A 23,979-nucleotide genomic window follows, 5' to 3' on the forward strand; every position below is an offset into this window, starting at 1 on the left:
GATAATAGTCAGCGTGGGCCAGTCTTGGCTTCAGGCTAAGGGCGATTTTTGAAACAGCGGAGCACCCGGAGTAGTCTCTGGAGTGTGTCTTCAGTTTGGAGCCTGTTATGGATATTCGTCTAAAACGAGCTTACGAAGCCCCGGCCCCCTCAGACGGCCCGCGCATACTGGTAGACCGTATCTGGCCGCGAGGCGTCTCTAAAGAGGATGCTGATATCGCCCATTGGCTAAAAGGGCTGTCACCGTCCACCGAATTGCGGAAATGGTTCGGCCATGATCCGGACAAGTGGGACGAATTTCAGAAGCGGTACCTCAAAGAGTTGAAGTCAGACAACGCCTTTGATGATATTGAAACGTTGAAAAGCTTGCTTGCGGAGCGGAAGCGCATAACTTTGGTGTTTGCAGCGAAAGATACCAAGCACAATAATGCGGTTGCCCTGAAAACCTTTGTGCAAGAAGATAAGCTTTGATCTCTATCTCAAATAAAAACAACGGGCTGTAACCCCCATAACAAGAGTGCCAGCCATGCTCGCTCCTGCATCTGTTTCTGACTATCGCTTGTTGGCCAAGCGAAAACTACCGCGCATGCTGTTTGATTATCTCGACGGCGGTGCTTTTTCTGAACACACCTTGGCTGAAAACCGACGGGCGTTTAATCAGTGGAGTTTTCGCCAGCGGGTAATGGCCGATGTATCTCAGGTTGATACGGCTACTAGTTTGCTAGGTGCTCCGGCTAGCTTGCCACTGGTTATGGCGCCGATGGGGCTGTCAGGCATGTTGGCCAAACGCGGGGAAGCTCAGGCTGCCAAGGCGGGCGCTAACGCAGGCATTCCCTTTTGTTTAAGCACCGTGGGGATTTGTTCAGTCGAAGAGGTGGCCCGGGAAGCTCCGAATGCCGACCTTTGGTTTCAGCTTTATGTCCTGAAAGATCGCGGGTTTTCCGAAAACTTGTTGGCGAGGGCCTGGCAAGCCGGCTTTAAAACGTTGGTATTCACCGTTGATCTTGCGCGCCTTGGGCTGCGTTATCGTGATGTGCGTAACGGCATGAATGGAAATCTGTCGTTGCCCGCAAAAGTGCGTAAGGCGCTGGATTTGGTGAGCCATCCCGGTTGGTTGGCCAATGTCGCCATTGGAGGAAAGCCGCTGACGTTCGGTAATCTTGCCAGTGTCGTGCCGTCTGGCCGTAAACCCGAAGACTTCAAAGCGTGGGTAGAGAGTCAATTCGATCCCTCGGTAACTTGGACTGATCTGGATTGGATACGCCAGCATTGGCCTGGAAAACTGGTGATTAAAGGCATTATGGAAGGGGCTGATGCACTGTCCGCAGTTGAGGTGGGGGCTGATGCGGTGGTGGTGTCTAATCATGGTGGCCGCCAATTGGACGGAGCTCCCGCTTCTTTAAGTGTGTTACCAGCTATTTCGGATGCAGTGGCCGGGCAGTGCCAGGTCTTTGTGGATGGTGGGGTTCAGTCTGGTCAGGATTTGGTGCGCGCTTTGTGCCTGGGCGCAGATGGTTGCCTGATGGGGCGACCTTGGGGATACGCCTTGGCGGCAGGTGGGCAGGCAGCTGTTGAAAATCTGCTTGATAACATTCGCCTGGAAACCGAGTTAACCCTTTCGTTGATGGGGAAAACGTCGATTGCCGAGTTGGGCCGATCGGATGTGTTATCACTGACGGAAGTGCAGGCGATGTCTGGGAAAGGAGCAAGCTAGCTGCCGTGTGACGGGTTACCCTCCCGTCATATTCATAAACCGAAGAATCTCCACCTCCCCCTCACTGGAAAAATGATGCCGTTCCGGCTTCAAATCCATCGCCGCAATAATCGCCTCCCGAAGCCGCTCATCATCCCCCGGATGCTCCCGCAACAACGGCAACAAATCCATAGAGTGCTCATTGCCGAGACACAACAAAAGCCGCCCCTCCACCGTCACCCGAACCCTATTGCAGGTCGAACAAAAGTTATGCGAATGCGGTGAAATAAACCCAACCCGAGTAGAGCTATCCCGCATCCGGTAGTAACGCGACGGCCCACCGGAATCATCATTGGTCAGCTCGAGATCATGGTGCCGAGCAATGATCGCCCGAACCTCTTCACTCGTACACAACGCCAACCCCCGATCATGCTCCGAGATCTCCCCCAGAGGCATCTCCTCAATGAAGGTAATGTCCAAGCCTTTGGCGCGCGCAAACTCAACCAGCTCCGGAATTTCCTCATCATTACGGCCCTTCATCACCACCGTATTGAGTTTAATACGCTCGAAACCCGCCTCTTTGGCCGCATCAATGCCATCCAGCACCTGGCTTAGCTTGCCGGTGCGAGTGATTGCCTTGAACTTCTCCGCATCCAATGAATCCAAGCTGATGTTTAGTCGGTCCAGACCGCCTTTGCGCAAACCCTCCGCTAAAGCGGGCAGCTGACTACCGTTGGTCGTCATGGCAAAGTCACGCAAACCGTAACTGCCGATTTCCTGAACCAGATCCAAAACGCCCTTGCGAACCAAAGGCTCGCCGCCGGTCAGGCGAATTTTCTCAGTACCCAGCGAAACAAAATTACGAGCCACCTGAGCGATTTCCTCGAGCGACATGATCTTCGCTCGTGGAAGAAACGTCATCTCTTCAGCCATGCAGTACACGCACCGAAAATCACAGCGATCCGTCACCGATAGGCGAACATAATTCACGGTGCGGCCGAAGCGGTCTAAGAGCACGGATTGCGGCATGGCATGGATCCTATGTGTTCATGGGCACAAATGTACTTCTTCAGTATCTCAAAGCACAGGGTGTTGTCGATACCCCATCCTAATTATGCAAGCTAACTGACCTTAGCATGAATTAAAGTTATGATTTGTCTGACAACCATACACTCTAGAATCAAAACAGTCCGGAGCACCGCATGCGCATCACCCGTTTTACGGATTACTCTTTACGGGTACTGATTTATCTTGCGGCTCAGGAGGATGGGCGGTTGTCGACCATTCAAGAGATTGCGGACAGCTACGACATTTCCAAAAATCACTTGATGAAGGTGGTGCATCAGCTCAATCAGAAAGGATATATCGCAACGGTGCGAGGCAAAAATGGCGGCATGCGGCTGTACCGTGATCCGCAAGATATCAATATCGGTGCTCTGGTACGAGAAACGGAAGAAGAACTCAGTATTGTGGAATGCTTTTCCCGAGACAATGCCTGCAAAATAACGCCTGCATGTAGCTTAAGAGGTATGTTCGGCGAAGCGTTGCAGGCATTTCTCTGCGTGCTCGATAAATACACGCTTGCGGAGGTTGTTCAAAGCAAGCATCGTCCTGAATTACTTCGCTTGCTACAGGTTATGTAGCCGTGCGATACATATCGTTACGAACAAACGCCATTCCTTACGCTTAAAGTTCCCCGAGTCCGCTATTATTTAGGTTCGCACATAGCACCATACATTCATTCGGGGTCTGCTTGATTCGTCTACTGTTAGTCGCAATGCTGGCATTGAGTTCTTTGCAGGCAATGGCTGCAGGGGCTCCCGATAGCTTGTCCGTCAGGTTGGATAGGACAAGTGACGAGATTGATATTTCCCGAAAACTCGCTTTCTATGAAGACCCTACCTCCAACCTGAACATTTATCAGATCAAACGGCGCTGGCCTGAACTTGGCTCCAAAGAGGTTCCGCAAAAAGCCTATAACTTTGGTTTTACCGACTCGACGTATTGGTTTCATACCCGCGTGGAAAATGTCTCCAGCCTGAACGATCGCTGGGTGATTGAAGGTTTGTATCCGATAATTGATGAAATGGAGTTGTTTATCGTCCGAGCGACGGGGCTGGTGGAACGCCAGATTGCGGGTGATTCAGTACCCTTTCACAAACGCGCCAAGGACCATCACAACATCAACTTCGACCTGAATTTGGGTCGAGGTGAAAGTGTCGACTTGTACTTCCGCGTTAAAACCAGTGGCGCCGTGCAAATGCGCACCAAGCTCTGGAGTTTGGACGGCTTTAGCCGTGCCGATCATCAGGAACGCTTTGTTCTAGGCTTGTTTTACGGCTTGCTGACGGCCATGTTGGTCTTCAGTTTTCTGATATTCCTTTCAGTTCGTGATGCCAACTATCTTTGGTATTCGGGTTACATTCTTAACTATGGTGCTCTTCAGTTCAGTTTGAATGGCCTTTCTTTCGAGCATCTGTGGCCGGATTCTCCGTGGTGGAACAATCGCTCTGTCGCCGTTTTGATCGCATCGGGCATGGTATTTGTGCTTAGCTTTTCCCGGTCTTTTTTGGCTCTGAAAACCAATGCGCCGATCTTGAATCGAGTTTTTCTTTTCATGATCGGGACCTTCGTGCTGGCGGCCTTCGCGCCAATGGTTTCCCCGGATTACGCACCGGTTATACGCTTTAATAGTTTTGTTGCGGTGTTGGCGGCAATACTGGTGATGTTTGCCGGAGGGTTGTGTCTGTATCGGAATTTCAGACCGGCGCGATTTTTTATGTTGGCGTGGACGGCATTGTTGGCGGGCATGTTGCTCTATCTGTTTAAAACGTTTGGTGTGTTGCCCGCTAATTTCGTGACGGAATATGCCATTCAGATCGGTTCGGCGTTCGAGGTTATTCTGCTGTCGATAGCACTGGCGGACCGCTTGCGGCATATGACGCAGGAAACGCAACGGATTCAAAGTGACATGAACACCATTCTGGAGGCGCGTGTTGCTGACCGAACGGCCGCTTTGGAATCCGCTAATCGCCAACTGGAAATGCTGAGTTCAACCGACGGACTAACCGGTGTATTTAACCGGCGTTACTTTGATGCACACCTGCGGGAAGAAGTGGTTCGGTGCCGGCGTAGAGGATCGCTGGCACTCATTTTGTTGGATGTGGATCACTTCAAAGCCTTTAACGACAACTTGGGGCATCAGGCTGGCGACAGTTGCCTGCGCAAGTTGGCGGATAAGCTGACCTGTCTGGTCCGGCGTGAAACCGACATTGTCTGCCGTTATGGCGGCGAAGAGTTTGCGATTGTGCTGCCATACACCGATGCGGCAGGGGCAAGGCAAGTGGCCGAACAGATTCGCCACGGTATTGAGTCAGATCTTTGGTTTGAGTGGGAAGGTGAACCAAGGTCGGTCACCGTGAGTATTGGTGTGGCCGTGGTTGATTCGGGAATTACGGTTGAGCCGGATGACATGGTGGCTGTCGCAGATGAGGCGCTTTATGCCTCAAAGGCCGAAGGCCGAAACAGGGTGACCACTCTGGAAGTGAGCGGTCACTCATTTCGTGAGGCTTCTGCAATTAAGCCGCAGCTGGCCGGTGAGTAAAACGCTCCGGCAACGAATAACGTAGGATGCGCTTTAGCACGGTGCTGTACTGTTTTCCGAAACTGCCGGTGTTGTAGTGAATGCCGTGCTTACGACACACCTTTTGAACCTTTTCGGATATTTCCGGGTATCGGTGGGCGGGTAGGTCTGGAAATACGTGGTGCTCAATCTGAAAACTCAGGTGACCACTCATGATATGCAGCCATTTCCCGCCAGTAAAGTTGGACGACCCCGTCAGCTGTCGAAGATACCAATGGCCTTTGCTTTCCCCTTCAGCTTCTTCCTCAGTAAACGTTTCCGCATCCTGAGTGAAATGTCCGCAAAAGATCACGGTGGACGACCACAGATTACGGATCAGATTCGCGCAGGCATTGCCCGCGAGCACTATTGGCGCGACGGGCAGGGTCAAGGCAGGGAAGAATACATAGTCTTTAAAGGCTTGGCGGCCAGCCTTCTTGGCCGCGAGTTTTAGAAACGGCTGCTTTTCTTTCAGGTGGCTTTTACCATGGCTCAGCTTTTCCGCCTCTAATTCATGTAGGGCGACGCCCCACTGGAACAGGATGCTTAACGCCGCATAGTTCAGAATCTGGAAGGTGTGTCTGGGCTTCCAGGGTTCATCGTCGCTCAACCTGAGAACGGCGTAACCGTAATCCCGGTCTTTACCAATCACGTTGGTGTAGGTGTGGTGCTCGAAGTTGTGTGTGCGGCGCCAAGATTCGCTGGAGCAGGCGGTATCCCACTCGTAGGTCTGAGAGTTCAGGCTGGGATCGTTCATCCAGTCGTATTGGCCGTGCATCACGTTGTGGCCTATTTCCATGTTCTCGAGGATCTTAGCCAGGCCCAGCGAAGCGGTCGCAGCAAGAAACACTGGTGGAATGAAGCCAAACGGCATCAACACCCGGCCCGCGACTTCCAATTTTCGGTGCAGGCGCACCATGCTGCGGATGTGGTTGGCGTCTCGCTCGCCCAAATCGGCCAGCACTTCATCGCGAATGGCGTCGAGATCTTTTTGAAGCTCGTCCAACTGTTGGTCACTTAGGGTTTTCATTGTGTACTCCTTGTAGCCAGTCCGGCCACAGTGCAAATAATAAAAAGAGTTATGCCTCCAGAGCCACCGGGCCCTGGGGGATGGAAATGCATAATTGAACGCTCTCTGAACCGGGGCCTGACACTTGACCTGTCAGCCGGTTCACCACCGTGCCACTGGTTTTCGTACAGGTGCACTGATGGCATATGCCCATACGGCAGCCATGCTGGGGCGTCAGGCCGGCGGCTTCCGCTATCTCCAGTAAATTGGCGTCGCCTTTAGAGTCCACGGTCAGGTTGCTTGTACTGAACGTCACTTCACCACCCATGTCGGTAGAAGCAAGCTGAGCCGGAGCTGGTGGAGCGAAGAAAGTGCTGTGCAGTTGGTCATCGTTAACGCCTCGCTGGTGAAGCTGTTCCGTGGCTAAATCCATCAAGCCTTTCGGTCCGCACAGAAAGATCTCCCGGGCTGTCAGGTTGGGGATCGAGTCCAGATCCTGACCCTTCAGATAGCGAGGCTCTGAGCCCTCGTGGGTAGTGATGATGTTCAGTGAGAAAGCCGGGTAGCGATTACGCAGCGCAGTCAGCTTTTCCTCACCGATCACATCACTTTGAGTGCGTACGTAATAGAGCAGCGTGACGGGCCCTGGATAATGTTCGAGGGCCATGGTTTCGAGTTGGCTTAGGATCGGCGTAATACCGCTGCCGCCCGCAATGAACAGAACGGGCTTCTTCTCCTCCGGAATCAGAAAGTCGCCAAAGGCTTCCGTCAGCCCGATTACGTCGCCAGCTTTCAGATCATCGTGAAGCCAGTTTGTGACCAACCCTCCTGGTAAACGCTTGATGGTCAGGGTTATGAGTCCCTGATTTTCCCAGAGGGCCGGTGAGCTGGACAGGCTGAAGGTTCGGGTTCGGCGAACACCATTGATGTCGATGCGTACGTTCAGGTGCTGGCCAGCCTTAAAGCCGCCCCAGCGATTAGCCGGCCTCAACTCGAAGGTTTTCGTGTCTGTGGTCTCTTCGGTAATGCGCTCTACCCGGGCCGGTGTGTACTGTTGTACCCACATGGGGTTAATGGCCGTGGTCAAAGGATCAAAAAATGCGCGGGGATCTTCGCGATTCAGTAGTTGCCGGCCTAGCCAATGTAACGTTTTGGACTGCGTGATTTTTGCCAGCATGGTGTGTCTCCAAGTGCATAGGGCTATCGATTTAAAAAGCGCGTGTACAGTTGTTCACTTAATGTGTACGACTGTACACACGAGCTCGAGCCTGAGCAATGGTTTCGGTTGAAAGCTGGCTCATAATGACAAGCTGGGAGGGTTTTTAATCGCCTGAGTGTGTACACTTGTGAACTTGATCTTGTTGTACGGATAGAGCCATGGCAGATGTACAAAGGCGAAAGCCGGGAGAAACCCGCGAAAAACTGATGACGGCGGCACTGACGCTGGTGGGTAAAGGGCGGCATTTCGCCAGTATAGGTATTCGGGAAGTGACCCGGCAGGCCGGTGTGGTGCCGACCTCTTTCTATCGGCACTTTCGCAGCGTTGATGACTTGGGGCTACAGCTGGTAGATGAGCTGGGGTTGGTGTTACGCCGGATGATGCGAGAAGCCCGAGCGAACGTGTTGCAGGCGGATAAACTGATCGAAGAGTCGGTGGGTATCTTCGTGGCCCATGCTTTGGCCAACCGCAACTTCTTCATGTTTATGGCGCAAGGATTGGCGGGCGAAAGTCGTGCCGTTCAGGAAGGTATTCGAAGTGAAATGCGGTTCTTTGCCAGTGAGTTGGCCAACGACTTGCGCCGGCTCAAGCTGCTCGAGCATCTGAGTGACTCGGATCTGGATATGACGTGTGATCTGGTGGTCAGAACTGTAGCTTTCAGCCTGACCGATATCCTCAGTATTTCACCGGAAGATGATTACCAGATCGGGCAGGTGCGCAAGCGCACCACCCGTTTTTTGCAGCTTGTCCTGATCGGGGCCGGCCACTGGAAAAGTGGCTAGGCCTTACTGCTTTTTCTTGCGAGCCTGAGCTTTTTTCGGTTTCGGAGGCAGAATCAGCGCTTCCAGTTCATCCAGGGCTTCGCCGGTGAAAACGGCGATTTTCTGCATGCTCGGAAGGGTGTCCCGGCATCCGGTGTACCCAAAATTAAGTGTGCCCGCGTAGCTCAGGCAGGTAATGTTCAGAGCACCACCATGAGCGATGAGAGAGACCGGGAAGGTCGCTTCCAGCTTCGCTCCCTCAAAGTACAAGGTTTCTTCCGGGCCTGGCACATTAGAAATGGTTACGTTGAACACCGGGCGCATTCGGCCGCCCAATCCTGACATCAACTGCAGGATGTACGGCGACATGAGCAGCATGGTGTATTGCGTCAACGCCGTCTTGGGAAGTTTCTGCAAGTGTTCCTTTGCGCGGCGGCAAGACTCTTTGATTTGCTGGAGACGATTTAAAGGATCGGCTTCGTCGGTCGCCAGTGAAGCAATCATAAAGCTGATCTGAGTGCCCGTTCCCTGATCGTCAGCGGGGCGGATGTTGACCGGTATGCCGGCAGTCAGCGGCGTATCCGGAAGACTGTTCTGTTCGAGCAGGAAGCGGCGCAAAGCGGTTCCACACAAATACAAAACGATGTCGTTCAGCGAGCCGCCGGAGGCGTGCGCCAATGCTTTAATGCGGTCCACTGCATAGTGTTGGGTAGCGAGCCTACGCTGGCCTTTTACCCGGTGGTTCAGAATGGATACCGGCCCGGTAAACGGAGCCGTTAAACCATCTTCCGGGTGCAATGCAGACTTGGCCAGGCGATTGCCTGCTTGCCACAACTGAGGCGCCATATCGACTTGAAGCTTCAAGGCATCCATGGCTTGAGATAAAGCGCCGGGTACGCTGGCCTCCCGGTCACCTTTGTGGGCTCTGCGCTTTTTTGGCTGGACCGCCCAAGGCGGTGGCATGTTCCGAAGATCCGGATCGGTCGTCAGGACGCGCTGCATCAGGCGCACGCCGCTGATGCCATCAATCATCGAGTGATGCATTTTGGTGTACAGCGCAAACCGATTGTTCTCCAGCCCTTCAATAACATGGCATTCCCAGAGTGGTCGGGAAAAATCCAGAGGGTTGGAGTGAAGGCGCGATACCAGAATGCCGAGTTCCCGTTCACCGCCAGGGCGGGGGAGCGCAGAATGCCTGACGTGATAATCAAGATCGATGTCTTTATCTTTTTTCCATGCGGGAGCAATCACTCTGCCGAGAAAACCGGACCAGGCCAGTTTGTCGCCCCAGGGCGCAGCCACAGTATGCGATCCCTTCATGCGAAGCACCATGTCTCGTAGATAGGTGTCCGGTGCCCCTTCGGGCAATGAAAAGATCTGTAGGTTGCCCACATGCATGGGGGTGTCTTCAGATTCTACGGCTAACCAAGACGCATCCAGGGTGTTGAGGCGTGCCATTCCTTTGTACTCTCCGTCAATATGTTATTTCTAATTATGAGCGTTAGTATACCGACTAGTAGACGGCACCTCGATGAAAAGCGTTCCGTAAAGAACACTCTTTTTTTGTGTTTTAAGCTATAAGTTAAGGGGGTAAACCTCAATCAGTCGCTATCGGCAGGCTGAGGTGGACAACGGTGAGTGTTTTGTACCTTGCGGTTGTCCACGGTTTCGAGGAAAACATCGAAACCCCAAAGCCGGTGAACGTGACGGAGCACCTCATCGGTGTGTTTGTCTAAAGGGATATGATCGACCGGGATGTGCCGCAGTGTGAGTGAGCGGTCGCCTCGTACATCCACATTCCAAACCTGAATGTTCGGTTCCCGATAGCTCAAGTTGTATTGTCCGGCCAGTTTTTCGCGCAGTGCCCGGTAGCCGGTTTCATCATGAATCGCGGTGACTGTGTAGTGGTTTTCGTTATCGTCGTCTTCGATGGCAAATAATTTGAGGTCCCGCATCACCTTAGGTGACAGGTATTGCAGAATGAAACTCTCGTCTTTGAAATTCCGCATGGCGAAATGAAGGGTTTCCAGCCAGTCGGTCCCGGCTATGTCCGGGAACCACTCGCGGTCCTCGTCGGTGGGGGTTTCGCACATCCGCCGTAAGTCTGTATAGATGGAAAACCCTAGCGTGTAGGGGTTGATGCCGGAATACCAAGGGCTGTTGAACGGAGGTTGGTAAACAACCGATGTATGGCTTTGCAGGAACTCCAGCATGAAGCCATCGTTCACCAGGCCTTTTTCATACAAACGGTGCAGCAGCGTGTAGTGCCAAAAGCTGGCCCAGCCTTCGTTCATGACCTGAGTTTGGCGCTGTGGGTAAAAGTATTGCGCCAGCTTCCGTACGATTCGTACCAGTTCCCGTTGCCAGGTTTCCAGTAAAGGCGCGTTCTTTTCGATGAAGTAAAGCAGGTTTTCTTGTGGCTCAGAGGGGAATCGTGGCTTGCGTTTGATCGGGTCGTCTTCTTCCGCTTTCGGAATCGTGCGCCATAGGTCGTTAATCCGCCGTTGTTGGTATTCCTCTCTTTCGGTTTGCCTGAGAATTTCTTCCTCTGCAGAAATAGGAGACGGGCGCTTGTAGCGGTCTACGCCATAGTTCATCAGAGCATGACAGGAGTCGAGAATCTCTTCGACTGCATCAATGCCATGGCGCTCTTCGCATTCAGAGACATAGTTTCGGGCGAACACCAGATAATCGATGATGGCGTTGGCGTCTGTCCAGGTACGGAACAGATAATTGCCTTTGAAAAACGAGTTATGCCCGTAGCTTGCATGGGCGACAACCAACGCCTGCATCGGCAGGGTGTTCTCTTCCATCAGGTAGGCAATGCAGGGGTTGGAGTTGATCACAATCTCGTAGGCCAAACCCATTTGGCCCCGTTGGTAGCCCTTGGAAGTCTGCAGGAACTGTTTTCCGAACGACCAATGGTTGTAGCCCACCGGCATGCCCACAGAGCTGTAGGCATCCATCATTTGTTCTGCGGTGATCACCTCGATCTGATTGGGGTAGGTGTCCAGACCAAATTCGGCAGCACATTCGGCGATGGCGTCATCGTATTTTTGAATCAGCTCAAAGGTCCATTCCGAACTGGTTGAAATGGGTGTGCCTGCTCTCGGCTCAAGACCGTCCATATCGTTGGGGCGATCAATTGAATCGTTCATGCAGCTTTCCTCTCGAACAGCTTCCGGAAAACCGGGTATATGTCCGCTGGGTCAGCAATCTGTTGCATGGCAAAGCTTTGCGGGTGCTCGGCCATGAGCTTTTCGTATTCATACCAGAGGGTTTGATGGTCCAGCGGTGTGATCTCGATGTAAGAGTAGTACTGCACTTGAGGCAAAATGCCCTCAGCTAACAGCTTGCCGCAAGTGGGGGAGTCATCGTTCCAGTTGTCGCCATCGGAGGCCTGGGCCGCGTAGATGTTCCATTCCGCAGGGGAGTATCTGTCCTCGATAATATTCCGCATCAGTTTCAGGGCGCTTGAGACGATGGTGCCGCCGGTCTCGCGAGAGTAGAAAAACTCCTCTTCCGTGACTTCTTTCGCGCTGGTGTGATGGCGAATAAACACCACATCAATTTTCTTGTAGTTCTTTTTCAGGAACATGTAGAGAAGAATAAAGAAGCGTTTGGCGATGTCTTTGTGCATCTGAGTCATAGAACCAGAGACATCCATCAGGCAGAACATCACCGCACTGGTGGCTGGTTTGGGCTGTTTCTGGTGCTGTCGGTAGCGCAGGTCAATTTCATCGATGAAGGGTATGCGCTTGACGTTGGCTTTCAGTTCCGCAATCTCTTCCATCAGGGCTTTGATTTGGTCTTCGTGACTGAAGGCAGGGTCCAGATCATCCGGCGCCGTTTTCAGCGCTTCTAACTGCGCCTCCAAATCGCGGATCTTTTTCTTGCGAGCGCCACTCAGGCCCAGTCTTCGGGCGTGGGCACCTCGCAGGGACCGAACGACATCCAGTTTTGCCGGCACACCCTGACTGGTGAAACCCGCTCGCACGTAACTGAAGGATTCGGTGTCTTTGAGTTTTTTTCGGGCCAGATTGGGCAATTCCAGATCGTCGAACAGGAATTCCAGAAATTCCTCCTGAGTAATCTGGAAGACGAATTCGTCCATGCCCTCCCCATCGGGGCTGGCTTGCCCTTCGCCCTGGCCTTGACCGGCTCCGCCTTCGGGCTTGGCGATGGTGTCACCGGCGATCCACTCCTGGTTGCCGGGATGTACCGCTTCCCGCCGTCCACCCGTGCCGTGACGGAAGATCGGCTCCTGAATATCTTTCGCTGGAATGCTGACCTTCTCGCCCCGTTCGACATCGGTGATGGAGCGGCGTTGCACGGCTTCGGAGACCGCTTTTTTGATGTGGTGGCGGTAACGGCGCAGGAACCGTTCCCGATTCACCGCGCTCTTGTTTTTACCGTTCAGTCGCCGGTCAACTATGTGGGTCATGCCCATGTTACTGCTCCCGCTGGTCGTTAATGGGACTTACGCACACGCAGATACCACTCGGCAAGCAAGCGGACCTGTTTCTCGGTGTACCCACGATCGACCATGCGTTCGACAAATTGTTTGTGCTTGTTCTGATCCTCCTGACTGGCTTTGGGATTGAACGAGATAACCGGTAGCAAGTCTTCGGTGTTCGAGAACATTTTCTTCTCGATCACGCTGCGCAGCTTTTCGTAGCTGAGCCAGGACGGGTTCTCCCCATGATTGTTGGCACGGGCCCGCAGCACGAAATTGACCACTTCGTTGCGGAAATCTTTCGGGTTGCTGATACCCGCCGGTTTTTCGATTTTTTCCAGTTCGTCGTTGATGGAAGAGCGGTCCAGAATGTCTCCGGTTTCCGGATCCCGGAATTCCTGATCCTGAATCCACAGGTCGGCGTAGGTGACATAGCGATCGAACAGGTTCTGACCGTATTCGCTGTAGCTCTCCAAGTAGGCAGTCTGGATTTCCTTGCCGATGAACTGGACATAGTGCGGCGCCAGATACTCTTTGATAAAGCGCAGGTATTTTTCCTGGGTATCCGCCGCGTATTGTTCCTGCTCAATCTGCTTTTCCAGAACATACAGCAAGTGAACCGGGTTGGCGGCGATTTCAGTGGTGTCAAAGTTGAAGACTTTCGACAAAATCTTGAAGGCGAAGCGGGTGGATAAGCCATCCATGCCTTCCATCACGCCCGCCGCATCTCGATATTCCTGAATGGATTTGGCTTTCGGATCGGTATCTTTGATGTTCTGGCCGTCGTATACCTTCATTTTTGAGAAGACGCTGGAGTTGTCCGGATCTTTGATCCGGGACAGCACTGAGAACTGGGCCAGCATGTCCAGTGTGTCAGGCGCGCAGGGCGCGCCGGACAAGGAGCTGTTTTTGAGTAGCTTGCGGTAGATTTCGATCTCTTCGGTCACCCTCACGCAGTATGGCACTTTGACGATATAAACCCGGTCGAGAAAGGCTTCGTTGTGCTTGTTATTGCGGAAGGTTTGCCATTCGGATTCGTTGGAGTGGGCCAGTATCACACCATCAAAGGGGACCGAGCCCATGCCTTCAGTGGTGTTGTAGTTGCCTTCCTGAGTCGCCGTCAGCAGAGGGTGCAGCACTTTGATGGGCGCTTTGAACATCTCCACAAATTCCAGCAGGCCTTGGTTGGCTTTGCAGAGGCCGCCGCTGAAGCTGTACGCATCCGGGTCGTCTTGTGAGAAATCCTCCAGCATGCGGATATTGACCTTGCCGACCAGTGCAGAGATGTCCTGGTTGTTGTCATCGCCGGGTTCGGTTTTCGAGACGGCAATTTGGTCGAGTATCGAGGGGTAGCGTTTGACGACCCGGAACTGGCTGATGTCTCCGCCAAATTCGTGCAGGCGTTTGACCGCCCAAGGTGACATGATGCTTTTCAGGTACCGGCCCGGGATGCTGTATTCTTCCTCCAGAATCGGGCCATCCTCTTCCGGGTTAAAAAGAGCCAGTGGGCTTTCGTTCACCGGTGAATCTTTGATGGCGTAGAAAGGCACTTTTTGCATCAGCTCTTTCAGCTTTTCAGCCAGAGAGGATTTGCCGCCGCCGACCGGTCCCAGCAGATAAAGAATCTGCTTCTTTTCTTCTAACCCTTGGGCAGCGTGCCGGAAAAACGACACGATGTTTTCTACGGCTTCTTCCATGCCGTAGAACTCGTCGAATTCCGGGTAGCGCTTGATGACTTTGTTGGAAAAAATGCGTGAGAGGCGAGGGTCTCGGGAGGTGTCAATCAGTTCCGGCTCGCCGATGGCAATCAACATACGCTCCGCGGCGGTGGCGTAGGCTGTTGGATCGTTTTTGCAGATCTCCAGGTATTCCTCAAGAGAGAATTCTTCTTCCTGAGTTTGTGCATACCGGTCTTTGAAATGCTGCAGAATGCTCATAGATACCCTCGCTTACATTCGCTTGTTATAGACAGTTCTAACTCACGCAGTGTCTCCGTAGCGCCCCGGCTGTTGCCGTTCCGGGGCCGTGTGAATGGTTGAATGGGTTGTTTAATTTGAGCTTAGTTCAGACTCGTGAGGTTGGACAGGCCGAGTGCTGAATGGGTTCATTAAATTATGTTTTGGTGAGTTTGAACACGCTTTCCGTGGCGCCTTTGCTCAGTCCTTTACGCTTGGCGAAAGGGCTATCGTGTGCCATGTCTTGCTTGTGTATTTGAGTGATGTTGTAGTCTTCAGCAAAGAGCTCGTAAACTTCGTCGTCGCTGACGTTGAACGGAGGCCCTTTCATCTCGTGACTGTCGTAGTCGAGGGTGATCAGCAAGATGGTGGTGTTATCCGGCGTGACGGCTGTCAGGTGGTTCACGTAGTCTTTTCGCATTTCCGGCGGCAGCGCGATTAAGGCGGCTCTGTCGTAGATTAATCGAATGTGTTTGAGGTCTTGTGGCACCAATTGGAAAAAGTCACCGCACCAAAGTTGCAGGTTACCGTGGGTGAATGTGGTGAAGGGTTCACCAGGGCTGACCATGGCTTTCTCGCCGGCTTCCTCGAAGAAGTCCTTGCAGGCCAGATCGCTGAGTTCAACACCAATAATTGGATGGCCGCGGTCGTGCAGCCACCACATGTCGTGGGCTTTGCCGCACAGCGGGACAAACACCGCCTCGGTTCCTGAGCCGGCCAGCTGCGGCCAGTGATCGTGCAAGTACTGGTTAACGGTGCCTTCGTGAAAGCCAATTTGTTCTTTGGACCAGCGTTCGTGCCAGAATTCGTGCTCCATGGTGCGCCTCCGAGATTGGTCAATTTGTTTCAGTCTAGCTTAATCTGTTCAGAGCTTGAGACAGGAGAAAAGTATGAAAGCCGTTTTTCTGGATGCCAAAACCCTTGGGGATGATGTGGACCTGTCCTCCATTGAGGAGGTGACGGGCGGATTAACCTGCCATGAACGCACCGCGCCGGAACAGGTATTGGACCGCATCCACGGGTTCGACACCGTGCTGGTGAATAAAGTGGTGTTGGGGCGGGAGCACTTTGAGGCCTGCCCGGAACTAAAAACCATCGCGGTGGTTGCAACCGGCTTAAACAACATCGATCTGGTGGCGGCTAAAGAGTTTGGCATCGAGGTTCTCAACGTGACCAACTACGGCCGTTCCACCGTCGCGCAACATGCGATGGCGCTGATTCTGGCGTTGGCAACACGGCTGTTGGATTACAACCGGGATGCCCGCAACGGCACTTGGGCACGCAGTGAGATGTTCTGTCTGATGGATCATCCGATCATGGAACTGGAGGGCAAAACGCTGGGTATTCTGGGCTACGGCGATTTGGGGCAGGGTGTCGCTGAACGGGCGAAAGCATTTGGAATGAACGTTGTGCTGGGGTGCCGTCCGGGGCAAGAGGCGGGCAGTGTGGATGGTTATCCGCGCATTCCGTTGGATGAGTTACTGGCGCAGTCGGATGTGTTATCGCTGCACTGTTTGCTGACCGAGGAAACCCGTAACTTAATTGGTGCGCGGGAGCTGGGCCTGATGAAACCCACGGCCTTGCTGATCAACACCAGCCGGGGTGGCTTGGTTGATGAAAACGCCTTGGCGAATGCGCTGCGAGAAGGGCAGATCGCCGGAGCCGGGTTTGACGTATTGACTGAAGAGCCTCCGCGCAAGGGTAACCCGTTGCTGGCGGAGGATATTCCGAATCTGATTGTGACTCCCCATTCCGCTTGGGCCAGTCGAGAGGCCCGGCAGCGGATTGTGGAGATTACAGCTAACAACCTGAAGTTGGTTTAGAACTGGTAACCAACACTCAAAGAGGTGCCGATCTGGGTCATGCTCAGTTCAATTTCCTGTCCGGGGCCCATCGGGTTGTCACCACGGACGGTTGTGCGTGGTGAGTAGAAGGCCATTCCGGAAACTTCCAAGCTTTCGCTAAAGCGATGAGTGAAGCCGCCGGTGAAGTGCCATTCCTGAACGCCCGGGGCGAGGATATTAAACAGCACTTCCTCGTCGGGAATTGGTTGTTCACCGTAACTGACACCGGCGCGCCAGGTTTGAGTTTCGTCTTGCTGCCACTGCCAGCCGAGTTTGACGATGGTCATGTCGTCCCAGCCAAAGCCGGCACCTTCATCGTCGCCCAGTCGGGCTTGCATCAGGTTTGGCATCATCGGATTACCGACACTGTTGATATCACTGTAACGGATGTGTTGCACGTCGAGCAGCAGCCAGTGGTCCTGAATGCCCGACCAGGCAATGCCCGCATTGAACATCTGGGGAATATCAAAACCACCTTGTTCGGCAAACAGGCCTTCGTATTGGTCGAACTCTTCCATTTCGAGAATGGTGCGCCAGTTCGCGCCTGCGCGAAGTGTTTCAGTGATTTCACCTTGCCAGCCGATTTGGATGCCGTAGCCCCAAGCGTCGTCCGTACCGTTATTGGTTAAGGCATTCGGGTTGGACGAAAAGCCGGAGAAATTGCGCAAGCCTTCGGCTTTGAAACGCTGGTAGGCGATCAATGGCGAAATGCCCAGCGCTTGCCCTTCGGAGTATTCCCAGGACCATGTCGGGGCAATGAAAAGCTGCTCCAGGTTAACGCCGGTTTTGCCGCCGCCATAGGTGCCGCCGTTTTTGCCACTGTACTCGGTGTTCATGCCGCCGTTGGCAAATATGGACAGGCCTACGCTGTGGCCGTTGCTCAGAGCCCGGTTGTAACCAAAGTGAGGAATCAGGAAGGCCTCGTTTTCACTGGAAACCGTACCAGGGGCGAGATAAAAGGTCTGCGGCGTGTTGGGTGCTCCACCTTCCACCGTATACTTGCGCCGGGGCGAGAAAACTTCCAAACCACCGTCTATACGGCTACCCACAAACGCCATGCCGGCGGGGTTGGTCGCGGCTGCAATGCTGTCTTGTGAAAGCGCAGTTCCCGCTCCAGCCATACCGGAATTAATAGTGCCGTATCCATGGCTAAAGTAACCATTGGTTGCAGCGGCCGTACCTGGCAGCAAAGAAGTAAGGGCAATAGCGGCCCACAGTCGGGAAGTGCGCATAGAGAGGAATTCCTGTGTCGATACATCAGACGGGCATTAAGGGTGTGTGTTTTACGCGATTTTGGTTATAAGTGGAAGGATCGAAACTTGATATGGATATGCGTTGTTCGCACATCGCGAGCGCGCAGATTCTCGAAATGCGCTGTGGCGGGTTGTTTACTGCCATCTGCCTGATAAGCTGTAGAAAAGACCAACAAAGTAGGACTCTACGTGGCGTCTACCCAATTTAAGGAGCGGCTTCAGGCCGCAGAAGACTGGATTCTTTCTAACCCTAACCCACCGCAATCCTGGCCGTGGACATGGCTGTATAAGTCTGGCCGGTCTCTGTATGCGTTGGTTCGGGATGTGATCAGTGGCCAGCTCACCCTGCATTCCATGAGTCTGGTGTACACCACGCTCTTGAGTATCGTGCCGTTGCTGGCGCTCAGTTTTTCGGTGCTCAAGGCGTTGGGCGTGCATCAGCGCATGGAGCCGTTCCTGTATCAGTTCTTCCAGCCGATGGGCCCGCAAGGCATCGAAATTGCGGAGCAGATCCTCGGATTCGTCGACAACATTAAGGTTGGAGTGTTGGGGTCGGTGGGGCTGGCGATGCTGGTCTATACCGTGATTTCGCTGGTCCAGAAGATCGAACGCTCGTTCAATATGATTTGGCGCGTGCCGGATATGCGTTCGATGGCGCAGCGATTCAGCAACTATCTGAGTGTGATCATGATTGGTCCGCTGTTGATGGTTTCTGCGGTTGGTGCAACCGCCACTTTGCTGTCTTCGAGCTTGGCCCAGCAGTTGATGGCTATAGAGCCCTTTGGTTCGCTTATTGTTCTTGCCAGTCGTTTAACACCGTTCTTCCTGGTGGTAGCGGCCTTCACGTTTGTCTACATCTTCATTCCCAATACCCGGGTTAAGTTCCGGTATGCGTTCATGGCGGGTTTGCTTGCGGGCATTTTATGGCAAGCAGGGGGAATGCTCTTTGCGTCTTTTGTGGCTGGCTCGGCGAAGTACGCTGCTATCTACTCGGGCTTTGCGGTCGGGATCATTCTGTTAATTTGGATCTATCTGAACTGGATGATTTTGCTGCTCGGCGCCAGTTTGGCCTACTACATGCAGAATCCGGGGTCGGTGGCGAAGAAGCGCAATGTGCAAATGGCGCCGGAACTGCAGGAGCGCGTGGGTCTGGCGTTGATGTGGATGGTGGCAAAGCCATTTAGCCGTGGAGAACCGGCACCGCAGCAAGAGTCGTTGGAGCACGAATTGCGGGTGCCGGGTGAGGTCACGCGTCGCATCAGCGATAAATTGATCCGGGCGGGGATACTGAGTCTAGCTGGGCGTAACGGCGATCAACTGGTGCCGGGGCGTGCGCTTGACCTGATTACGGTTGACTCAGTGTTGCAGGTAATACGCCGTGATGAAGACCGAGTTGTTGATCGGCTACCCGGGAATGCCTTGCCGACTCAGCTGATCGAGGTGTCCCGTGGCCGTGATGATGTCAGCTTTGCTGAGTTGCTTGGTGAGAGAAACGGTAGCGAGTCGCGGTGACGGCTCAGCTACGGTTAATGGTCGGTTTTGCCATCCTTGAGCATAGTCAGAACTGCCGCTCGAACTTGGTCGAGCTGTTGTGGCGAAATGTGAACAATTTTCAGCAGCTCTTCCTCTGCCAGATTGCGCTGCCGGGCATGGCGCAGAACTTCCCGGGTACCCACCAAAAGTCCATCCATTAGCGGCCAGTTTTCCTGCGTAGGGGCTGGGCGCTCGGCAGATAGCAGCCAGGCGTGGTATTTCGGCGGCAACGCCCAAATATTGGCCAGTAACTGGCACGTAGCCCACTGGTATTGTGCCAAAGCTAGCCTGAGCAATGCGGGCTCCGGCTCGCTCTCAATATTTTGAGCTCTGCAGATGGCAGCGACCTCCCGGCGAATGGTGATGTAGGCCAAAGAAGGCAGTAATCCCACCATGAAATGAGCGCTGGTGTCGTCGTTGTTAATTCTTGCGATCATCTCAGCGGACCGGGCACACGTCAGGCCCCAGCGCCATGCCCGTTGCGCGAAGAGTGCTTCTGAACTGTTTCTGGCTGCTATCATCGGGCGCATTACGGCCGCAGCAATGACGTTTCTGATGCCGTTCAAACCCAGGACGAATACCGCTTGGTCAACCGACTCTATGAGATGGTCTCCCGGCTTGAATTGCGGGCTGTTGGCTACCTGAAGCAGTTGGTCGGTCAGCGCGGGGTCACTCAGGATGATGTCCGTCAGATGCTTTCGGTCGGCACTTTCTGCAGAGAGCGCACGCATAAGCATGGGCAAGGTGCCGGGCTTTCGAGGCAACTCTTCCATTGAGTTGGTTTGCAAGCGGTGCCCTAGCTCGGCAAGCACTTTGTCAGTGCTGGGTATGCTCTTCTTTAATTGCGCCGGCTGAGCGTCCAGAAGCCAGCAAAACAGGTGCTCTTCCAACCGAGGGGGGGGCTCTGCAGTGGCGTTTTCGGTGGCTGACGGCTCATTCGGTCCATGGTTAAACAAGCGAGTTTCTGGCGCAATTTGTGCGGGCTGTTTTTTTGAGAATAAGCCTGAAGCCCATGAGAAAAATCCCGGCATCCATTGCCTCCGGACGGCTAAGTCTTGAGTGATTTATATGGTGAGTATAGATATGTGGAGCATCCCTGCACAGTATTCGTAAGGATTACAGTAAGGCGTCCCCGAAAATAAAGATCAACTGGCCGATACCGGCCGCCATCCCGAGGAAAGCGCCAACCAGAATCAGTTTGATTTCGTCTTCCTGGAAGCAGGGGCGCAGTAGATCTTGAAACTCTTCGGATGAGAGGGCGATCATCCTTTCCACCATGATGGATTCAACGGCGCGAGCCCGGTCTTTTTCAAAGGCGGGGTTGTCGAAAGAACTGTGCGAAATACTAATCGCTTTTTCACCAACCTGATTCTTTAGTGCCGCAAAGCCGGTGGGGCCAAAGGCCATTTGGGTAAAAGCTTTGCCCATACCCGCGGTTTCATCGACCAACGGTTTGATGTGCTTCTTCACCATGTTGCGAGCACGGTCGCCTTTAGGACCTTCAAGGATCCCCTGAATGATGTTGCCAACGGTGAGGATCTCGTGCGTGACGATGTGGCAGAACGACTGCGCCACTTCCGGCTGGCGCTTGAGGAACAGGCCTTGGATCTTCACAGGCCCAATTTTGTGTGGTTTCAAGGGCCGGAATATCACGTTTAGGGCAATCCAGTTGGTAGCCCAGCCCACCAGCAAGCCAAATACCGGGAGTACCCAGACCGCTGGGTAAAGGTACCAGACGGCCATTTGGATGAGACCGAAGAGGAAACCAAAGTAGAGGCCGGAGTTGATGATGAACCGAAATTCGACATCTCCGCACTCCAGAAAGATGCGGTTCAGCAGTCGTTTGTCTTTGGCCAGACGGTCGATCACCATACCTTTGATGTCGAGCAGATCTTCGATGTTGTTGGCGATGTCCTGAACCAGGTTGTCCACCAGTTTCGGGGTGGCTTTTCTAACGCGATCGTAGACGAGCTTGCGCGCTGACGATGGTAAGTTTTCCCAGAAGGTGGGGTGTTCTCTGAGCATGAGTTCGTCGACGTATTCTTCAACGCGCGGTTCGACGGTGTAAATAATGTGCGCGGCGAGAACGTTCGGATCTATTTGTTCGAAGATTTCTTGAACGGTACCAATCTTGGATATGGTGGCGTCGACGCTGATAGCTGCCATCTTACGGGCTTTAGAAGGGATGATGCCTTGCCAGCCGAGGAGAGGAGGCTTGCCGATGAATTCCAATGGATAGAAGGTCATCTTGATGGCGAGCCAGTTGGTGCTCCATCCAATCAAAGCTGCGATTACAGGGATACTGATGTATTGCCAGAATTCGGGGGTAGAAAATAAATCTGTCATCCTGCGCTCGCATCGTCCGTTGTTGTTGCCAGAAGGCTTTCTCCTAGCTTTTGTCAGTCATGAATGATGTTGAGCGCGGCGCGCCCTGTCAATGACTGAGTTGCCGCTAGAATTTCGTGTCACGGTCATGATTGGGTTAACGGCCAATGTCTCCCCACAACCATTGGCACAGGGCCATGGCCGCGACGGGGGCGGTTTCCGTGCGCAGCACGCGGGGGCCGAGGGCAACAGGCAAGAAGCCGGATTGTTCCGCTTGGACGATTTCATCGGCGGTTAAACCGCCTTCCGGGCCGATCATCAGGGCGACGTTGGAGGGCTTCGCTAGCGTATTCAGCGATTGCTCGGTGCGGTGGTGGAGCACCAGTCGCAGGTCGCAGGCCTGGCTGTATTCCAGCCATTCTTGTACCGACATAACCGGGAGGATGTCAGGCACCTTGGCGCGGCCGCACTGCTCTGCAGCGCTGATGGCAACTTGCTGCCAGTGGCGCAGGCGTTTTTCTTCACGGTCGCCTTTGAGCTTTACGTCGCTGCGTTGGGTGCTGAGCGGCACGATGGTGGTGACGCCCATTTCCACGGCCTTCTGAACGGCGTAATCCATGCGGTCACCTTTAGACAACGTTTGCCCAAGGGTGATGTTAAGCGGCGACTCCGTCAGGACTTGCTCGCTACTGAGAAGTTCAACGGTGACGTTTTTCTTGCCAGCCTGGGTGATGGTCGCACGGTAGTCGTGACCGTCGTTATTGAAGAGTCGCAACTCCTGGCCCGGTTGCATGCGCAGTACCCGGCCCACGTGATTCGCGGCGTTTTCGTCGAGTTCACACTGGCTACCCACGCTCAAAGGGCTGTCGGTGAAAATTCTGGGTATGCGCATGGGGCTTGGGGCTCCTTAGCCTTTTACTGCAATGTCGATGCCTTCAGTAGCCACCTGAGCCAGATGACGAATCTGGTCTTCAGTGATGACATAAGGGGGCATAAAATATACCACGTTACCCAGCGGACGTAGCAGGGCCTCCCGAGTCAGTGCGTGTTGGTACACTTTTAAACCACGGCGTTCCTGCCAAGCGAAGGGCGTCTTGGTCGTTTTATCTTTGACCATTTCGATGGCCAGAGTCATACCGTGTTGGCGAATGTCCCCTACGTTGGGGTGGCCAGCCAAATGGGCCACTGACTCGGCCATGCAGCGTGACAGCTGACGGTTCTTTTCGATGACGTTGTCGTCCCGGAAGATATCCAGCGTGGCCAGAGCAACGGCGCAGCCGATGGGGTTGCCGGTGTAGCTGTGGCTGTGCAGGAAAGCCTTCAGGGTTTCGTAGTCGTCGTAGAACGCGTTGTACACGGTGTCGGTGGTCAGTACGACTGAGAGCGGAAGATAACCCGCAGTCAGGCCTTTGGATAAGCACATGAAGTCGGGTGTGATGCCGGATTGTTCACAGGCGAACATAGTGCCGGTGCGGCCGAAGCCGACGGCAATTTCATCAGCAATCAAATGCACGCCGTAGCGATCACAGGCTTCACGTAACTTGGTGTGGTAAATCGGGTGGTGCATGCGCATACCGCCGGCACACTGGATCAACGGCTCCACCACAACGGCACAGATTTCCTCGTGTTTTTCAGCAAGCAGCTTGTCCATCGCCTCGAACTGGCGCAAGGCGTATTCTTCGTCGGTTTCGCCGGGCTCTGCGTTATAGGCATCCGGGGAGGGGGCGGTGATCACTTCCATTAACAATGGCTGGTAGGTGTCCTTGTATAAAGCGACATCGCCTAACGCCAGAGCACCCAGGGTTTCACCGTGATAACTGTTGCTCAGGTTTACAAAGTTCTTTTTGCCCGGCTTGCCCAGATTCTTCCAGTAATGAAAGCTCATCTTGAGCGCAGCCTCGATGGCCGATGATCCGTTATCGGCGTAGAAGCATTTGTTGAGGCCTTCCGGCGTCACTTCAATAAGTCGTTCTGAAAGGTTCACCACGGGTTCGTGGGTGAAACCGGCAAGAATGACGTGTTCCAGTTCACCGATCTGCTTTTGAATCGCCGCGTTGATTCTGGGGTTTGAGTGGCCAAAAAGGTTGACCCACCAGGAGCTGACCGCGTCTATAAACCGGTTGTTTTCGAAATCTTCCAACCAAACACCTTCGCCACGTTTGATGGGTACCAGTGGCAGGGTTTCGTGGTCTTTCATCTGGGTGCAGGGGTGCCACACAGATTTGAGGCCGCGGGCGACAAGATCAGCATTACGCATAGGGCGGGGCTCCAGTAGGGCAGTCGTTTTAAGATCAAAGTTGTTGGCTGTTA

The 23,979-nt window shown here is 53.7% G+C and carries 20 protein-coding genes; 7 read left to right on the forward strand and 13 right to left on the reverse strand.

From position 1 onward, the window contains the following. Window positions 1-107: 107 nt before the first annotated feature. Both ACNQ6O_RS03065 and ACNQ6O_RS03070 read left to right on the forward strand, forming a co-directional pair. Window positions 108-470 (forward strand): DUF488 domain-containing protein, encoded by a 363-nt coding sequence (locus tag ACNQ6O_RS03065; RefSeq protein WP_418051766.1) that lies wholly within the window; start codon window positions 108-110, stop codon window positions 468-470. A gap of 55 nt (window positions 471-525) precedes the next feature. Continuing rightward, a complete protein-coding gene (locus ACNQ6O_RS03070) occupies window positions 526-1,713 on the forward strand; it encodes an L-lactate dehydrogenase (RefSeq protein WP_418051767.1) in 1,188 nt (395 codons plus the stop codon). Window positions 1,714-1,728: 15 nt separating this feature from the next. Here the strand turns inward: ACNQ6O_RS03070 and moaA are convergent, their stop codons facing one another. After that, window positions 1,729-2,721, reverse strand: a complete 993-nt coding sequence (gene moaA, locus ACNQ6O_RS03075) for a GTP 3',8-cyclase MoaA (protein ID WP_418051768.1) — start codon at window positions 2,719-2,721, stop codon at window positions 1,729-1,731. 173 nt (window positions 2,722-2,894) lie between these two features. Here moaA and ACNQ6O_RS03080 point away from each other — a divergent pair, with 173 nt between their 5' ends. Both ACNQ6O_RS03080 and ACNQ6O_RS03085 read left to right on the forward strand, forming a co-directional pair. After that, entirely contained in the window at window positions 2,895-3,335 is a 441-nt protein-coding gene (locus ACNQ6O_RS03080) for an Rrf2 family transcriptional regulator (protein WP_418051769.1), read from the forward strand. 110 nt (window positions 3,336-3,445) lie between these two features. Next, window positions 3,446-5,296 (forward strand): 7TM diverse intracellular signaling domain-containing protein, encoded by a 1,851-nt coding sequence (locus ACNQ6O_RS03085; RefSeq protein ID WP_418051770.1) that lies wholly within the window; start codon window positions 3,446-3,448, stop codon window positions 5,294-5,296. Here ACNQ6O_RS03085 and ACNQ6O_RS03090 read toward each other — a convergent pair. Together ACNQ6O_RS03090 and ACNQ6O_RS03095 are read right to left on the reverse strand one after the other, a co-directional pair. After that, a complete protein-coding gene (locus tag ACNQ6O_RS03090) occupies window positions 5,271-6,344 on the reverse strand; it encodes a fatty acid desaturase family protein (RefSeq protein WP_418051771.1) in 1,074 nt (357 codons plus the stop codon). The genes ACNQ6O_RS03085 and ACNQ6O_RS03090 overlap by 26 nt on opposite strands. 49 nt (window positions 6,345-6,393) lie before the next feature. Next, window positions 6,394-7,500, reverse strand: a complete 1,107-nt coding sequence (locus ACNQ6O_RS03095) for a ferredoxin reductase (RefSeq protein WP_418051772.1) — start codon at window positions 7,498-7,500, stop codon at window positions 6,394-6,396. Window positions 7,501-7,700: 200 nt separating this feature from the next. Here ACNQ6O_RS03095 and ACNQ6O_RS03100 point away from each other — a divergent pair, with 200 nt between their 5' ends. Then, entirely contained in the window at window positions 7,701-8,324 is a 624-nt protein-coding gene (locus tag ACNQ6O_RS03100; RefSeq protein ID WP_418051773.1) for a TetR family transcriptional regulator, read from the forward strand. Between the two features lie 3 nt (window positions 8,325-8,327). On the opposite strand, the gene ACNQ6O_RS03105 is transcribed toward ACNQ6O_RS03100, so the two are convergent. The 5 genes from ACNQ6O_RS03105 to tmpT all read right to left on the reverse strand — a co-directional run bounded on the left by ACNQ6O_RS03105 (window position 8,328) and on the right by tmpT (window position 15,531). Continuing rightward, a complete protein-coding gene (locus tag ACNQ6O_RS03105; RefSeq protein WP_418051774.1) occupies window positions 8,328-9,761 on the reverse strand; it encodes a WS/DGAT/MGAT family O-acyltransferase in 1,434 nt (477 codons plus the stop codon). Between the two features lie 143 nt (window positions 9,762-9,904). After that, a complete protein-coding gene (locus ACNQ6O_RS03110) occupies window positions 9,905-11,461 on the reverse strand; it encodes a SpoVR family protein (RefSeq protein ID WP_418051775.1) in 1,557 nt (518 codons plus the stop codon). Continuing rightward, complete coding sequence (locus tag ACNQ6O_RS03115) at window positions 11,458-12,747, reverse strand: YeaH/YhbH family protein (RefSeq protein WP_418051776.1); 1,290 nt, start codon at window positions 12,745-12,747, stop codon at window positions 11,458-11,460. The genes ACNQ6O_RS03110 and ACNQ6O_RS03115 overlap by 4 nt, the downstream gene beginning before the upstream one ends. A 26-nt stretch (window positions 12,748-12,773) precedes the next feature. Beyond that, complete coding sequence (locus ACNQ6O_RS03120; protein WP_418051777.1) at window positions 12,774-14,696, reverse strand: PrkA family serine protein kinase; 1,923 nt, start codon at window positions 14,694-14,696, stop codon at window positions 12,774-12,776. Between the two features lie 175 nt (window positions 14,697-14,871). Further along, entirely contained in the window at window positions 14,872-15,531 is a 660-nt protein-coding gene (gene tmpT, locus ACNQ6O_RS03125; RefSeq protein WP_418051778.1) for a thiopurine S-methyltransferase, read from the reverse strand. A gap of 73 nt (window positions 15,532-15,604) precedes the next feature. Between tmpT and ACNQ6O_RS03130 the strand changes: the two genes are divergently transcribed. Further along, window positions 15,605-16,537, forward strand: coding sequence for a D-2-hydroxyacid dehydrogenase (locus ACNQ6O_RS03130; RefSeq protein ID WP_418051779.1), 933 nt, complete (start codon window positions 15,605-15,607; stop codon window positions 16,535-16,537). Here the strand turns inward: ACNQ6O_RS03130 and ACNQ6O_RS03135 are convergent. Further along, complete coding sequence (locus ACNQ6O_RS03135; protein WP_418051780.1) at window positions 16,534-17,790, reverse strand: OmpP1/FadL family transporter; 1,257 nt, start codon at window positions 17,788-17,790, stop codon at window positions 16,534-16,536. The genes ACNQ6O_RS03130 and ACNQ6O_RS03135 overlap by 4 nt on opposite strands. A 210-nt stretch (window positions 17,791-18,000) precedes the next feature. Between ACNQ6O_RS03135 and ACNQ6O_RS03140 the strand changes: the two genes are divergently transcribed. Further along, window positions 18,001-19,323: a YihY/virulence factor BrkB family protein gene (locus ACNQ6O_RS03140; RefSeq protein WP_418051781.1), complete on the forward strand. Its 1,323-nt coding sequence runs from the start codon at window positions 18,001-18,003 to the stop codon at window positions 19,321-19,323. A gap of 14 nt (window positions 19,324-19,337) precedes the next feature. Here ACNQ6O_RS03140 and ACNQ6O_RS03145 read toward each other — a convergent pair whose 3' ends face one another. From ACNQ6O_RS03145 to ACNQ6O_RS03160, 4 genes are all read right to left on the reverse strand, one after another. Continuing rightward, window positions 19,338-20,300 carry an HDOD domain-containing protein gene (locus tag ACNQ6O_RS03145; protein ID WP_418051782.1) on the reverse strand — a complete coding sequence of 321 codons (963 nt, stop codon included), beginning with the start codon at window positions 20,298-20,300 and terminating at the stop codon, window positions 19,338-19,340. A gap of 160 nt (window positions 20,301-20,460) precedes the next feature. Further along, window positions 20,461-21,690: a hypothetical protein gene (locus tag ACNQ6O_RS03150; protein WP_418051783.1), complete on the reverse strand. Its 1,230-nt coding sequence runs from the start codon at window positions 21,688-21,690 to the stop codon at window positions 20,461-20,463. Between the two features lie 136 nt (window positions 21,691-21,826). Next, the gene (locus ACNQ6O_RS03155; RefSeq protein ID WP_418051784.1) at window positions 21,827-22,561 is read right to left on the reverse strand and encodes a 16S rRNA (uracil(1498)-N(3))-methyltransferase; all 735 of its coding nucleotides are present in this window, start codon (window positions 22,559-22,561) and stop codon (window positions 21,827-21,829) included. A 15-nt stretch (window positions 22,562-22,576) separates the two neighbouring features. Then, window positions 22,577-23,926 (reverse strand): adenosylmethionine--8-amino-7-oxononanoate transaminase, encoded by a 1,350-nt coding sequence (locus tag ACNQ6O_RS03160; RefSeq protein ID WP_418051785.1) that lies wholly within the window; start codon window positions 23,924-23,926, stop codon window positions 22,577-22,579. Window positions 23,927-23,979: the final 53 nt, after the last annotated feature.

This window comes from Marinobacter sp. SBS5, assembly GCF_048285575.1.
In the GTDB taxonomy this organism is placed as follows: domain Bacteria; phylum Pseudomonadota; class Gammaproteobacteria; order Pseudomonadales; family Oleiphilaceae; genus Marinobacter.